11 protein-coding genes are annotated in these 13,644 nt (G+C 51.0%); 7 read left to right on the top strand and 4 right to left on the bottom strand.

The window, feature by feature from the left end:
* Positions 1-16: 16 nt before the first annotated feature.
* Positions 17-1,189 carry an efflux RND transporter periplasmic adaptor subunit gene (locus AB3G37_RS19410; protein WP_369788828.1) on the bottom strand — a complete coding sequence of 391 codons (1,173 nt, stop codon included), beginning with the start codon at positions 1,187-1,189 and terminating at the stop codon, positions 17-19.
* Between the two features lie 219 nt (positions 1,190-1,408).
* Here AB3G37_RS19410 and AB3G37_RS19405 point away from each other — a divergent pair, with 219 nt between their 5' ends.
* Both AB3G37_RS19405 and mscK read left to right on the top strand, forming a co-directional pair.
* Complete coding sequence (locus tag AB3G37_RS19405) at positions 1,409-1,546, top strand: hypothetical protein (RefSeq protein WP_083836294.1); 138 nt, start codon at positions 1,409-1,411, stop codon at positions 1,544-1,546.
* Positions 1,547-1,715: 169 nt separating this feature from the next.
* On the top strand, positions 1,716-5,111 hold the full coding sequence (gene mscK / locus AB3G37_RS19400) for a mechanosensitive channel MscK (protein WP_369788827.1): 3,396 nt from the start codon (positions 1,716-1,718) through the stop codon (positions 5,109-5,111).
* A gap of 80 nt (positions 5,112-5,191) precedes the next feature.
* Here the strand turns inward: mscK and rsmS are convergent, their stop codons facing one another.
* Together rsmS and priC are read right to left on the bottom strand one after the other, a co-directional pair.
* Positions 5,192-5,365: a pleiotropic regulatory protein RsmS gene (rsmS, locus tag AB3G37_RS19395; RefSeq protein WP_009639090.1), complete on the bottom strand. Its 174-nt coding sequence runs from the start codon at positions 5,363-5,365 to the stop codon at positions 5,192-5,194.
* A 145-nt stretch (positions 5,366-5,510) separates the two neighbouring features.
* Positions 5,511-6,047: a primosomal replication protein PriC gene (priC, locus tag AB3G37_RS19390; RefSeq protein WP_369788826.1), complete on the bottom strand. Its 537-nt coding sequence runs from the start codon at positions 6,045-6,047 to the stop codon at positions 5,511-5,513.
* 338 nt (positions 6,048-6,385) lie between these two features.
* On the opposite strand from priC, the gene apt reads away from it, so the two are divergent.
* The 5 genes from apt to htpG all read left to right on the top strand — a co-directional run bounded on the left by apt (position 6,386) and on the right by htpG (position 12,639).
* Positions 6,386-6,937 (top strand): adenine phosphoribosyltransferase, encoded by a 552-nt coding sequence (gene apt, locus AB3G37_RS19385; protein ID WP_009639092.1) that lies wholly within the window; start codon positions 6,386-6,388, stop codon positions 6,935-6,937.
* Positions 6,938-7,374: 437 nt separating this feature from the next.
* Entirely contained in the window at positions 7,375-9,318 is a 1,944-nt protein-coding gene (gene dnaX / locus AB3G37_RS19380) for a DNA polymerase III subunit gamma/tau (RefSeq protein WP_369788825.1), read from the top strand.
* A gap of 55 nt (positions 9,319-9,373) precedes the next feature.
* Positions 9,374-9,703: a YbaB/EbfC family nucleoid-associated protein gene (locus AB3G37_RS19375; protein WP_009638434.1), complete on the top strand. Its 330-nt coding sequence runs from the start codon at positions 9,374-9,376 to the stop codon at positions 9,701-9,703.
* A complete protein-coding gene (gene recR / locus AB3G37_RS19370) occupies positions 9,703-10,308 on the top strand; it encodes a recombination mediator RecR (protein ID WP_009638435.1) in 606 nt (201 codons plus the stop codon). The genes AB3G37_RS19375 and recR overlap by 1 nt, the downstream gene beginning before the upstream one ends.
* 462 nt (positions 10,309-10,770) lie before the next feature.
* Positions 10,771-12,639: a molecular chaperone HtpG gene (htpG, locus tag AB3G37_RS19365; RefSeq protein ID WP_009638436.1), complete on the top strand. Its 1,869-nt coding sequence runs from the start codon at positions 10,771-10,773 to the stop codon at positions 12,637-12,639.
* Between the two features lie 66 nt (positions 12,640-12,705).
* On the opposite strand, the gene AB3G37_RS19360 is transcribed toward htpG, so the two are convergent.
* Positions 12,706-13,578, bottom strand: coding sequence for a LysR substrate-binding domain-containing protein (locus tag AB3G37_RS19360; RefSeq protein ID WP_009638437.1), 873 nt, complete (start codon positions 13,576-13,578; stop codon positions 12,706-12,708).
* Positions 13,579-13,644: the final 66 nt, after the last annotated feature.

The raw sequence follows: 13,644 nt of genomic DNA, 5'->3' as shown, positions 1-13,644 counted from the left end.
TGATAACCGGCTCCTGTTAAGACTTCGTGGCGTCTGCTGCTGGCGCGTTCTGGTCAGCTTCTTGAGCGGTTACCTGAACGCCGGGTTTTACTTTTTGCAGGCCGGTAACGATGATTTTGTCACCCGGCTTGAGGCCATCTGTCACTACCCACTTGTCGCCAATGGCTTGCTGAGTGGTCACAGTACGAAGTTCCACTTTGTTATCGGCGCCGACAACCATCGCAGTCGCATCGCCACGAGGATTACGGGTGATACCTTGCTGAGGAACCAGCAGGGCATTGTTATTTACCCCTTCATCCAGGCGGGCACGAACAAACATGCCAGGCAGCAGGTAATTTTGCGGATTGGGGAACACGGCACGTAAAGTGATGGAACCGGTGGTTTCATCAACGGTCACATCGGAAAACTCCAGCGTGCCCTGTTGTTGAAATTGTTTACCATTATCTAGAATCAGCGTGACCTTGGCTTTACCGTCTTCCTGTTTCAGCGACCCGTCGGCCAGTTCCTGCTTCAAGCGCAGAAAATCATTGCTGGACTGGGTTACATCGACATAAATAGGGTCAAGCTGCTGCACGGTAGCCAGCGCATCAGTCTGACTGCTGGTCACCAGTGCGCCTTCAGTAACGGACGATTTGCCGATACGGCCACTGATCGGGGCGATAACTTTGGTGTAGGCAAGATTAATGCGAGCAGTCTCTACCGCCGCCTTGGCCGCTACGACTGAGGCATCAGCCTGCAGGGCCGTGGAGGTCGCGGTGTCATAATCTTGTTTACTGATGTAGTTGGTGCCTAAAAGGGGTTTATAGCGGTTCACCGTAACGCGGGCAATCTGTGCGCTGGCCTGGGCCTTGGCCAAATCGCCTTTCGCACTGTCATAGCTTGCCTGATAAGTTGCGGGATCAATCTGGTAAAGCGAGGTTCCAGCCTTCACTTCACTGCCTTCAACGAAATTACGTTTCAGGATGATCCCGCTGACCTGTGGGCGAACTTCGGCGATGCGAAAGGCTGAGGTGCGTCCGGGAAGTTCTGTGGTGACGTTCAACGGCGCGGCTTTTAATGTGACGACGCCCACTTCAGGAGCTTTAGGGGCTCCCTGTTCGGTTTTTTTATCGTTACATCCTGTAAGAGCTAACCCACCGGTTAGCATCAGAACGACCGCCAGAGGCGTTAGCCCTCTGTTTTTGTTCATAAATAAACCTCAAGTGTCCGATATTCAAAATGTAATCAATGGATTCTGGGTGTTACATTCCATTGCTATTTTTTAGTATATTCGCACTATGTTACATACATTTATGAATGTATGTAAATCAAACTCCCTACGAAGTCTGAAGATCCACAGCGCACAAGGCATGAAATTTTGTTGTAATTGTTGCGTACTACGATATCCGATTTGAAACGGCGTTCACTGATGGAAATCATATTTCACAATTGTGAATTTGTTGGGGAGATGAGTTCCGCTAATGAAGCTCGTAAGACTCTGTATATGGAAGGTTATGGTTTGGGCCTCCGCAATCAGTCAACTCATTTTATTGATACTTATATCTAGATGTTGGGGATATGTCCAAGCTTGATTAATAGTAATTAACTATGTCCAGCAAGTCGTGTCGAGTTTGGTAAAGATTTACAAGTTTGCTTGACTCGAGACACATTCACCTCATACGCAGTGGGCTGCTGGCATGCTAATATTGTTCATCTATGATTGAATTAAGTTGACTATGCTTAGCCGATTCGCTGACTTCCGTTGCTTGTGCTCCAGCCCATCTGTTTCTCCCTTTTCAGGACTCGTCAAATTCCTGCTGATTGCATTGGTTTTTTGCGCTGCGATGTTAACGATTCCGCAGGCCGATGCTGCAGGAGCTTTTGACGTTCCTGCTCGTAGCGATGTACAGAATCAGCTTGACGCACTGGGTAGACAAAAAACGCTGACTCCGGCTGAAAAGCTGACGCAGCAGGATCTCTACCACACGATGGAACTGCTTGATGCGCTTGATAAAGTCAGGCAGCAGCAAAGTCAGCTCAGGCAACAATTGGCCGACGCACCCAATAAATTGCGTCAGGCCACCGACGGTCTGGCCAAGCTGCAAAATCAGACCTCCGATGCTGCCACCAAAACCACGCTATTAGCGATGCCGTTGCATGAGCTTGAAAATGAGCTTGTTGATACGCTCAATGACTTACAGTCATCGCAGAACAATCTTTCTACCTTTAATACCCAGCTTATTTCGTTGCAGACTCAGCCGGAAAGGGCGCAGAGCGCGATGTACAGTTATTCGCAAAGTCTGGAGCAGGTGCGTAATCAATTAAACGGTATGTCACCCAACCAGCAGGACCTGCGTTCTACTCAACAAGTGATGCTGACTACCGAGCAAACACTGCTGAATGAGGAAGTTGATTTCCAGCGTAGCAGCCTTGAAGCCAATACCACCCTTCAGGACCTGTATCAGAAACAGCGCGACTATATCAACGCGCACATTGCTCAGTTGGAAGCTTACACTCAGACGTTGCAGGAGATTATCAACGGTAAACGCCTGACTCTTTCCGAACGCACAGCCAAAGAGGCGCAGACGTCAGACAGCACCACCGATTTGCAAAAAGATCCGTTGGTCAGTCAGGAACTGGGCATTAACCGTGACCTTAGCCAGCGCCTGATTGCCTCGACGGAAGAAGGTAACAAACTGCTACAGCAGAATATCACCGTTAAAAATTGGCTCGATCGTTCGTCGCAGTCCGAGCATGACTTGAGTGAAGAAATCAGCGTGCTGAAAGGAAGTTTGCTGCTATCAAGGATTCTTTATCAGCAACAGCAAAATACCCAGCCAACGGCCAACCTGATGACCGACACCCAAACGCAAATTGCTGACTTGCGTCTTGAGCAGTTCAATCTCAATGAGCAGCGTGACGAGCTTTTCCAGGGGGATGATTATATTCAGAACCTGGTAAAAAACAGTAAAGAAACTATTAATGACGACATCAGTGATGCCCTCGAGCAAATCGTTGATACAAGGCGTGATTTACTGGATCAACTGAACAAGCAGCTTGGCAATGAGCTGGCGCTGGCGATTAATCTGCAAATTAATCAACAGCAGCTGTTAAGCGTTAACGAAACATTGAACGACACGCTGACGCAGCAGATTTTTTGGGTAAGCAGCAACAAGCCCATGGATTGGCAATTTCTGAAAGCGCTGCCCGATGATGTTAAATCCCAGGTCAGCGGTCTGAGCTTAAAAGTCACCTGGATTGATTTGCGGCAGGGCCTGGTGCGTTCAATTCCCGTCACTGTGCCGATGCTGGTCGTCATTTTGATTTTGCTGTGGCGCAGAAAGTCGATTAAACAACGTATCGAGAAGTTGAGCAGCGATGTAGGTCAATTAAAACGTGACTCTCAGCTGCACACGCCGCAGGCTTTGATATTGCTGTTATTAAGAGTCGCTCCGGGAATATTGCTGACCCTGCTGGTAGGTTATTGGTTTTCAGTCTGTGATATTAGCGTCAACGGTTTCTTGTGGACTTTGGCCCAGCGTATCGCTGTATTCCAGCTAGTCATGGGATTCTGTTACCGCATGCTGGCACCACAGGGCGTCAGCGAGCGGCACTTCAATATGACTGCCTCAAACTGCGCGCATTATCGACGCTCAATTTTACGCCTGTCATTGACTATGCTGCCGCTGATTTTCTGGACCGTGCGCGGTGAGAAAGTTCCGTTGGGTCTGGTAGATGACACTATTGGCCAGGTCGTGGTTTTACTGACGTTAGCCACGCTGTCGGTGCTGCTGTTCCCGATGTTCCGCGAAGGCTGGCGCGAGAAAAATGCTCACAGTGTGCATCTGGTGATTGTAACGGCGATTGCTCTGGCGCCGGTATTTTTAATGGGCCTGATGTTTGCAGGATACTTTTACACCACGCTGCGGCTGGCTAGTCGCTGGCTGGAAAGTCTTTACCTACTGATTATCTGGAACATTACCAGCCGGGTAGCGCTGCGCGGGCTGAGCGTAGCGGCAAGGCGTCTGGCCTATCGGCGTGCGCTGGCGCGTCGACAGGTGGTGAATTCCAAAGAAGGGGCTGACGGCAGCGAGCAGGTCGAAGAGACGCCGATGGGGCTGGATCAGATTAACCAACAAACCCTGCGTCTGATAACCATGGCCCTGTTTATCGTATTTGCAGTGGTGCTTTACCTGATTTGGTCGGATTTGCTAACGGTTATTTCCTACCTCGACAGCATAACCATGTGGCACTCATCGGTGAACGTGGCTGGCAAAGTGGTCGTTCAGACTGTGACGCTAGGCAGCGTGTTACTCGCTTTTGGCGCAGTGATCATTGCCTATGTGCTCACGCGCAACCTGCCGGGTTTACTGGAGGTATTGGTCCTTTCCAGGCTCCAGCTGCGGCAGGGCACCTCTTACGCCATTACCACAATTATGACTTACACCATCACGGTGATTGGCGCGATCACCGCGCTGGGATCGCTGGGCGTGTCATGGGATAAACTCCAGTGGCTGGTGGCTGCACTGTCAGTTGGGTTGGGCTTCGGCTTGCAGGAGATCTTCGCCAACTTCGTTTCGGGTCTGATTATCCTGTTTGAGCGCCCGATTCGGATCGGCGACACAGTGACCATCGGCAGTTACTCGGGGTCCGTAAGCAAGATCCGCATCCGTGCCACTACGATAACTGATTTCGACCGCAAAGAAGTGATCATCCCCAACAAGGCATTTGTGACTGAACGCCTGATTAACTGGTCGCTGACAGACACGGTTACCCGCGTGGTGATCAAAGTTGGTGTGGCCTATGGATCTGATTTGGATAAGGTTAAAGAGATCCTACTGCAAGCGGCGAGCGAAAGTTCGCGGGTGATGAGCGATCCTAGCCCGACGGTTTACTTCCTGACCTTTGGTGCCAGTACGCTGGATCATGAGCTGCGCGTTTATGTTCGCGAGTTGGGCGATCGTAACGTGACTGTGGATGAATTGAACCGAAAAATTGACAGGCTGTGCAATGAAAACGACATTAATATCGCTTTCAATCAGTTGGAAGTTTATCTGCATAACCAGAACGGCAATGAAATTCAGATAGTCGATCGCCCGCTAACACTACCGGATGAGGAAAAACCGGTCTAGCCAGGAAACGAGAGAAAAGGATTGGCCAGATAAAAGCGTCGTCTGCTTGCAGTCAGTCTACATTAAACCCGCAGGCAAAATCATCGGTAGCTTATGGACAGGCTACCGACCGGATTTTTAAGCTTTTCCTGATAGTCCTTTTTCACAATCTCCAATGCCGCCAACGCTACGTCAGGGGCAATTTCGTTACATTCCAGCAGATAGATCAGATCTACCGCGAGCTGTAGTTCGGGAGAGGCGTTTTCTATGGACATAAGCGTTCCACTTAAGCTTGGCGTTGGTCGAAAGGTCATTACTGCATAAACGACGGCATCCAACCACGGCGTGTAATCGAGTTAACTAGTATAGAGTTTTTGACTCAACTAACGACGGTATTTTTCAAATTTTGTGATAAGAACGTCAAAAACCTCGTTCCTGACGTTCGATGCTGCGCTCGATTTTAATCAATGCCTGACGACAGCGCATCAATCTTCCTTCCAGTGCCGCCAGTTCTTTCTGGATATGCTGCTGCTCTTTAAAGGTTTCTACCTTGCCCAGCTTGCTTTCGCGATCCTGAATCATGCCTATTAGGCGGCGTTCGTACTGCTGATGCTCGACCAGTTTGCTGTAGTAATCGCTGCTTTGAACTTCTTTCTGTTTGTCGGCCGTGCGCAGCGTTTGGGTAGCCAACTCACGTTGCAGGGCGGTTATCTGCGATACCAGCCGTTCTGCGACGTAGGCCACCTGAGCGCTGCGATTCTCGGCAACCACCTGCCGTAGCTGAGCGAAATTAGTGCGCACTTCCAGCAGATATTCGCGAAGCCGTGTGCCTTTAGTGGAAAAAAGCGTTACGTCAAAGCGCGCCTGCTGTGCGGTGGCGTGGGCGATCGGTTCTATCTCCAGCGCCAGAATTTCAATTTGCTGCTCCAGCGATTGCATTAAGCTTTGCGTACTCACCGAGTTTCTCCAAAACGATTATTTCCGCCGATTATGCGGCAAACGTGGTGTGAAAGCATGCATTACGCGCAGCTAATCAGAGAACACCAGTTCGCAGTGGTTGACCTGAAGCAACAAAACAGGCGATCATGTTCGGCTGTGGGTTGCTTTTTAAAGTAGCTTTGCATAGATTTGGGCGACTCGACCGCGTGTCGTCCCCAACTTATTTTCTTGAATAGCTCGTCAGACTCGTTCGCTGTTGCCATTTGTTACGCCGATTCATTCGGAGCAAAGGTTATGGTTTGTATCGCGCTGGCGCTATTTGGGTATGAATCGACTTTATTATGAGCGCTACCGTTATGACCGCTACTGCACAGCAGCTTGAGTTTATTAAAGACAGTATCAAGACCATTCCCGACTATCCAAAGCCGGGCATACTGTTCCGTGATGTGACAAGTTTGCTAGAGATCCCAGAGGCTTATCAGGCCACTATTGACCTTCTGGCAGAGCGTTATCGCAACACTGGTGTCACCAGGGTCGTCGGCACCGAAGCACGTGGTTTCCTGTTTGGCGCACCTGTCGCGCTGGCGCTGGGCGTGGGCTTTGTGCCCGTGCGTAAGCCCGGCAAACTGCCACGTGAAACTATCGTTGAAGAATACGAGCTGGAATACGGCACCGATAAGCTGGAAATTCACACCGATGCCATCAAACCAGGCGATAAAGTGCTGGTTATCGATGACCTGCTGGCCACGGGTGGCACCATCGAAGCTACCGCCAAGCTGATTCGTCGTCTCGGCGGTGAAGTGTCCAACGCGGCATTCATTATCAATCTGCCAGAGCTGGGCGGTGAGAAGCGTCTTAACGGCCAGGGTGTTGAATGTTACTGTCTGGTTAACTTCGCCGGCCACTAAAATCCGTCGTCCTTCGAGCTACAGGGTTGTTGGCCGCCTTTGCTCACCCCAGTCACTGACTTATGTCAGCTTCTGGGGATGCGCGCAGTTGCCGCCTACCTGTAACTCGAATGCCTTTGGATTTCCTTTTAAAGCTACAGGATTGTTGGCCGCCTTTGCTTACCCCAGTCACTGACTTATGTCAGCTTCTGGGGATGCGCGCAGTTGCCGCCTACCTGTAACTCGAATGCCTTTGGATTTCCTTTTAAAGCTACAGGATTGTTGGCCGCCTTTGCTCACCCCAGTCACTGACTTATGTCAGCTTCTGGGGATGCGCGCAGTTGCCGCCTACCTGTAACTCGAATGCCTTTGGATTTACTCGTTTGTTCTAGCCCTCGCTCGTGCGGGCGAGGCTGTGATAACATAACGCTACAGACCCCTCGACTTCTCCGGTATTAATGAGCTATCAGGTTCTTGCCCGTAAGTGGCGCCCCCAAACTTTCACTGACGTTGTTGGTCAGGAACATGTGCTGACGGCACTGGCTAATGGCCTGTCGCTGGGGCGGATCCATCACGCCTATCTTTTCTCTGGTACTCGTGGCGTGGGTAAAACTTCCATTGCCCGCCTGTTGGCCAAAGGCCTGAACTGCGAAACCGGCATTACTTCTACGCCGTGCGGCGTTTGCGATAACTGCCGTGAAATCGAGCAAGGGCGCTTTGTTGACCTGATCGAGATAGACGCCGCCTCGCGAACCAAAGTCGAAGATACCCGTGAATTGCTCGACAATGTGCAGTACGCCCCGGCTCGTGGGCGTTTCAAAGTTTATCTGATTGACGAAGTGCACATGCTTTCGCGGCACAGCTTTAACGCGCTGTTGAAAACGCTTGAAGAACCGCCTTCGCACGTCAAATTCCTGCTGGCAACCACCGATCCGCAAAAGCTGCCGGTGACAATTCTGTCGCGCTGTCTGCAATTTCATCTTAAGGCGCTGGACGTCGAACAGATCCGCAAACAGCTTGATAAGGTATTGAACGCCGAGCAGATCACCAGTGAAGCGCGAGCACTGCAATTGCTGGCCCGTGCTGCCGATGGCAGTATGCGCGATGCGCTGAGTCTGACCGATCAGGCGATCGCCATGGGGCAGGGGCAGGTTACTACCGAAACCGTATCGCAGATGCTCGGAACGCTCGACGACGAGCAGCCGCTGGCGATTCTTGAAGCACTGGTCAGTGCAGATGGCGCTACGGTAATGGCGCAGGTTGAACATGCTGCTTCACGGGGTGTTGACTGGGAAACCTTGCTGGTGGAAACGCTGGCACTGCTGCACCGCATCGCCATGGTTCAGCTTTTGCCGTCGGTTCTTGACAATCATTACGCTTCAATTGAGCAACGTTTGCGTGAGTTGGCGCGAGTTATTCCGCCAACCGACGTGCAGCTGTATTATCAAACTTTGCTGATTGGCCGCAAAGAGCTGCCGTTTGCGCCAGACAAACGCATGGGGGTCGAAATGACTCTGCTGCGCGCGCTGGCCTTTCATCCAAAAGTGTTGATCGCAGAACCGGAAATCACTACACCACGCGCGTCCGCTGCGCAACAGCAGCCAGTGCAAAACAGCGCGCCGCAGTCCGCCGTAGCGCCGTCTCGCCATGCTCCGCCACAGTCAGAAGCTGCTATCCCGGATTCCACCGCGCAGCTGCTACAGGCGCGAACACAGCTACATCGGCAGCAGGGAAGCTCTTCCCCAAAAAAAGCTGAGCCGGCCGCGCCTGGAAAAGCGCAGCCGGCAAATGCGGTGCTGGAGCGACTGGCTTCAGTTACCGAGCGTTCGCTAGAGCGCAAGGGCGCGACTGCTCAGAAGAAAGCACCGGCAGTACCGGTCAAGGAAGAAGCCTATCGCTGGAAAACGGTTAACGAGCCGGAGGCTGCACCTGAACCTGTCGCTACTCCCAAGGCTCTGCGCGCCGCGTTAGAACATGAAAAATCGCCTGAGCTGGCCTCGCGTCTGGCTGAGGAAGCCATTGAACGCGACGAGTGGGCGGCGATTATCCAGCAGCTGACTATTCCGAAACTGGTTCAGCAATTAGCGCTTAACGCTTTCCTTGAACGCCCTGATTCGGCTACCCTCTGTCTACATTTGCGTTCGGCGCAGCGTCATTTAAACTCGCCGACGGCACAGAAAACGTTGGCAGACGCACTGGCAGCGCTTTATGAGCAACAAATTACGCTAAGCGTGGTTGAAGACGACAATCTGGCGACCCGCACGCCGCTGGAATGGCGGCAGGCAATTTATGAAGAAAAACTGGCGCAGGCGCGTCAGTCGATTATCGCGGATAATAATATCCAGACTCTGCGTCGTTTCTTTGATGCCGAGCTGGACGAAGAAAGTATTCGCCCCATTTAACCGCCGCAGTAGGAGCATGGTGCACATACGCGGCCCGACGCAAAGAGAGAAGATTATGTTTGGAAAAGGCGGCATTGGTAACCTGATGAAACAGGCCCAGCAAATGCAGGAAAAAATGCAGCAGGCACAAGCTGAGATAGCGACCATTGAAGTTACCGGTGAATCTGGCGCAGGTCTGGTTAAAATTACTATCAACGGAGCGCACAACGTTCGTCGCGTTGAGATCGATCCAAGCCTGTTTGAAGATGACAAAGACATGCTGGAAGACCTGATCGCTGCAGCATTCAACGATGCGGCTCGTCGTATCGATGAAACGCAGAAAGAGAAAATGGCAGCAGTTTCTGGCGGCATGCAGTTGCCACCGGGCTTTAAGATGCCATTCTGATGCAAACCAGCCCACTCCTTGAATCATTAATGGAGGCGTTACGCTGCCTGCCGGGCGTTGGTCCGAAGTCAGCGCAACGTATGGCATTCCAGCTGCTGCAGCGCGATCGCAGTGGCGGAATGCGGCTGGCGCAGTCTCTGACCCGGGCAATGTCCGAAATTGGCCACTGTGCTGATTGCCGGACCTTTACCGAGCAGGATATTTGCACCATTTGTGCCAACCCAAGGCGCAAGGAAAATGGTCAGATTTGTGTGGTAGAAAGTCCGGCGGACATTCACGCTATCGAGCAAACTGGTCAGTTTTCAGGGCGTTATTTCGTGCTGATGGGGCATTTATCCCCGCTGGACGGCATCGGTCCTGATGACATTGGTTTGGGCAGGCTTGAACAACGTCTTGAAAGCGAAAGCATTCAGGAAGTGATCCTCGCGACTAACCCGACAGTCGAAGGGGACGCGACCGCAAACTATATCGCCGAAATGTGTGGTCAGTACGGCGTTGTTGCCAGCCGCATCGCTCATGGTGTGCCGGTCGGCGGAGAGTTGGAGATGGTTGACGGCACTACGCTAGCCCACTCTCTTGCTGGGCGTCATCTGTTTAAGTATTGATCCGTCGTCGTATTTAAAGCTGTAACTGCGTTGGCTTCGCACCCACCCCAGTCACTGACTTATGTCAGCTCCGTCGTCGTATTTAAAGCTGTAACTGCGTTAGCTTCGTGCGTTCACCCCAGTCACTGACTTGTGTCAGCTTCTGGGGATGAACTTACTTGCCGCCTTGCTACAGCTTCAACTACTTAGACGGCAGGTTGGGTGTTTTGAAATCTCTTGCTGAACTTAAAGTAAAACCCATCCCTTCAACTTATCTGTTGTGATTACAATCCCTCCTACTTTTCAAAGCATTTAACTAGCTGGCCTATTCGATTCTTAAATAATCAAATAACGCTTGTTTTTACCTTTCCTTGTCCTTTCCTCTTGAATATTTCCCTTTAGCACCCCATTTCATTCTCAGTCTGTTTTGAACACAGTTTCGTTTTAACCACTCAAACGGTTTGATTGAGGTATTTGATGAGTATGAAAGGACAAGAGACCCGCGGATTCCAGTCGGAAGTAAAACAGTTACTCCACCTGATGATCCACTCGCTATATTCGAATAAAGAAATTTTCTTGCGTGAGTTGATCTCCAACGCCTCGGATGCGGCGGACAAACTGCGTTTCTGCGCGCTGTCAAAACCTGATCTCTACGAAGGCGACGCCGATCTTCACGTCCGCCTGGCGTTTGACAAAGAAAAACGTACCCTGACACTCAGCGATAACGGCATCGGCATGACCCGCGACGAGGTGATTGATAATCTCGGGACCATCGCCAAATCAGGCACCAAGGCTTTCCTGCAGTCCGTAGGCTCCGAGCAGGCCAAGGACAGCCAACTGATTGGTCAGTTCGGCGTGGGCTTCTATTCAGCGTTTATCGTGGCTGATAAAGTCACCGTTCGTACCCGTGCAGCAGGCGTAAGCGCCTCAGAGGGCGTGTTCTGGGAATCTGCCGGTGAAGGCGAATACACCCTGGCAGATATCGAGAAAGCCGATCGCGGCACTGAAATCACCCTGCATCTGCGCGAAGATCAGGACGAGTTTCTGGATGACTGGCGTGTGCGTTCGATCATCAGCAAATATTCCGACCACATTGCGCTGCCGGTTGAAATCGAGACCCGCAACGAAGAAGACGACACCACTACCTGGGACCAAATCAACAAGGCTCAAGCCCTGTGGACCCGCAGCCGCTCTGAAGTCACCGACGAAGAATACACTGAGTTTTACAAGCATATCTCCCATGATTTCAGCGATCCGCTGAGCTGGAGCCACAACCGCGTCGAGGGTAAGCAAGAATATACCAGCCTGCTGTACATTCCTTCGCAGGCGCCGTGGGACATGTGGAACCGTGACCACAAGCATGGCCTGAAACTGTACGTGCAGCGCGTCTTTATCATGGACGAAGCCGAGCAGTTTATGCCGAACTACCTGCGCTTTGTGCGCGGCCTGATAGATTCCAACGATCTTCCGCTGAACGTTTCGCGTGAAATTCTGCAAGACAGCCGCGTAACCCAGAATCTGCGCAGTGCCCTGAGCAAGCGCGCCTTGCAAATGCTGGAAAAACTGGCCAAAGACGACGCAGAAAAATATCTACAGTTCTGGAAACAGTTTGGTCTGGTATTGAAAGAAGGCCCTGCAGAAGACAGCAGCAACAAAGAAACCATTGCCAAACTGCTGCGCTTTGCCAGCACTCGTAACGATTCCTCCGAGCAAACACTGTCTCTGGAAGATTACGTTGCCAGCATGGTGGAAGGTCAGGACAAGATTTATTACATCACTGCCGACAGCTATGCTGCAGCCAAGAACAGCCCGCACCTTGAGTTATTCCGTAAAAAGGGTATCGAGGTTCTGCTGCTTTCCGACCGCATTGATGAATGGATGATGAGCTATCTGACTGAATTCGATGGTAAGTCGTTGCAGTCTGTAAGCAAAGCCGACGAGTCTCTGGACAAGCTGGCCGATGAGAAGAGTGAAGAGCAACAAGATGCTGACAAGGCACTTGAGCCATTCGTCGAGCGAGTGAAAACGCTGTTGGGAGATCGCGTCAAAGAAGTCCGCCTGACGCACCGTTTGACCGATACTCCGGCAATTGTCACCACCGGTGCCGATGAAATGAGCACGCAGATGGCCAAGCTCTTTGCCGCAGCGGGTCAGGATGCGCCAGAGGTGAAATACATCTTCGAACTTAACCCTGAGCACGCGCTGGTTAAACGTGCCGCTGATGAAATTCAGGAAGATCAGTTCTCTGAATGGGTAGAGCTGTTGCTGGATCAGGCACTGTTCGCCGAGCGCGGTACGCTGGAAGATCCTAACCAGTTTATTCGCCGTATGAATACCCTTTTGCAGGCTTAAAGTCTTCTTTCAGGCAGTTATTAAGGCTGGCGTTGATTAGCGCCTGCCTACATCAGAGGCCAGTCGCTAACCCCGGCTGGCCTCTTCTAATAACCAGTGTCGAAACAATGTTATCTCACGTTCATGGCTGCGCACACGCTTAACCAGCATATAAGTAGCTCTGTCGACCTCGGTGAAGCCTAGCGGTGCAATCAAACTTCCTTCCTGAATTTCTTTTTTCACCAAAATCTGCGGCGTCATAATAATCCCTAAACCGTTTTTAGCGGCCTGGATTGCTAACGTAAGATTGTCGAAATGCTTACCGGAAATAAAGTCTCCCCGTGTATTGGTTTTACGCGCCCATTCCTGCCAGGCATTGATTTTAGTATCAGCATGCAGCAGCGGTTGGGTCGTAAAATCGGTCTCATAAGTGAAGCGGTGGCGAAATTCTGGCGAACACACCGGGCCGATATAATCGACAGTAATAAGCGTCGCTTCAATTTCCTCTGGCAATAATGTTTCATTACTTTTGATTAAAATATCAGTCCTCTCATCCTGAACATTTTCAATGTTTACATGGGTCTGAAAGGTGAGGGCAATATTTTCATGCAGCTGTGAGAAACGATTGATTCGCGGAATTAACCACTGTGACAAAAAACTTGGTGCACAGGAAATAATAAGGCTGTTTTCTTCTCGAGTTTTAATTTCTTTGCAGGTCGCCTCTATATTTCTAAATACCTGTTCGCAGCATTTTTTTAATGTCTCGCCATCCTGAGTTAAATAAACCCGTCCGGCAGTACGTTTAAATAAGGGCGTGCCTAACCAGGTTTCCAGATTCTTTATTTGGTGGCTGATTGCGCTGTGGGTAACATTCAAAGATTCTGCTGCTGCGCTGAAGCTTTCGAACATCGCGGCTTGTTTAAAGTAGTGCAATGCGCGCAGTGAAGGGAGATCTGACATAGCGCCACCTTGTTAGTTAATTTCAACTCGTCTGTCTGTTTATATCATTTTCTAACCTAAAAAAAA

The sequence above is a fragment of the Rouxiella sp. WC2420 genome (assembly GCF_041200025.1).
Classification (GTDB): Bacteria; Pseudomonadota; Gammaproteobacteria; order Enterobacterales; family Enterobacteriaceae; genus Rouxiella.
The sequence above is the reverse complement of the archived record's forward strand: the minus strand, read 5'-3'. Positions and strand labels throughout refer to the sequence as shown.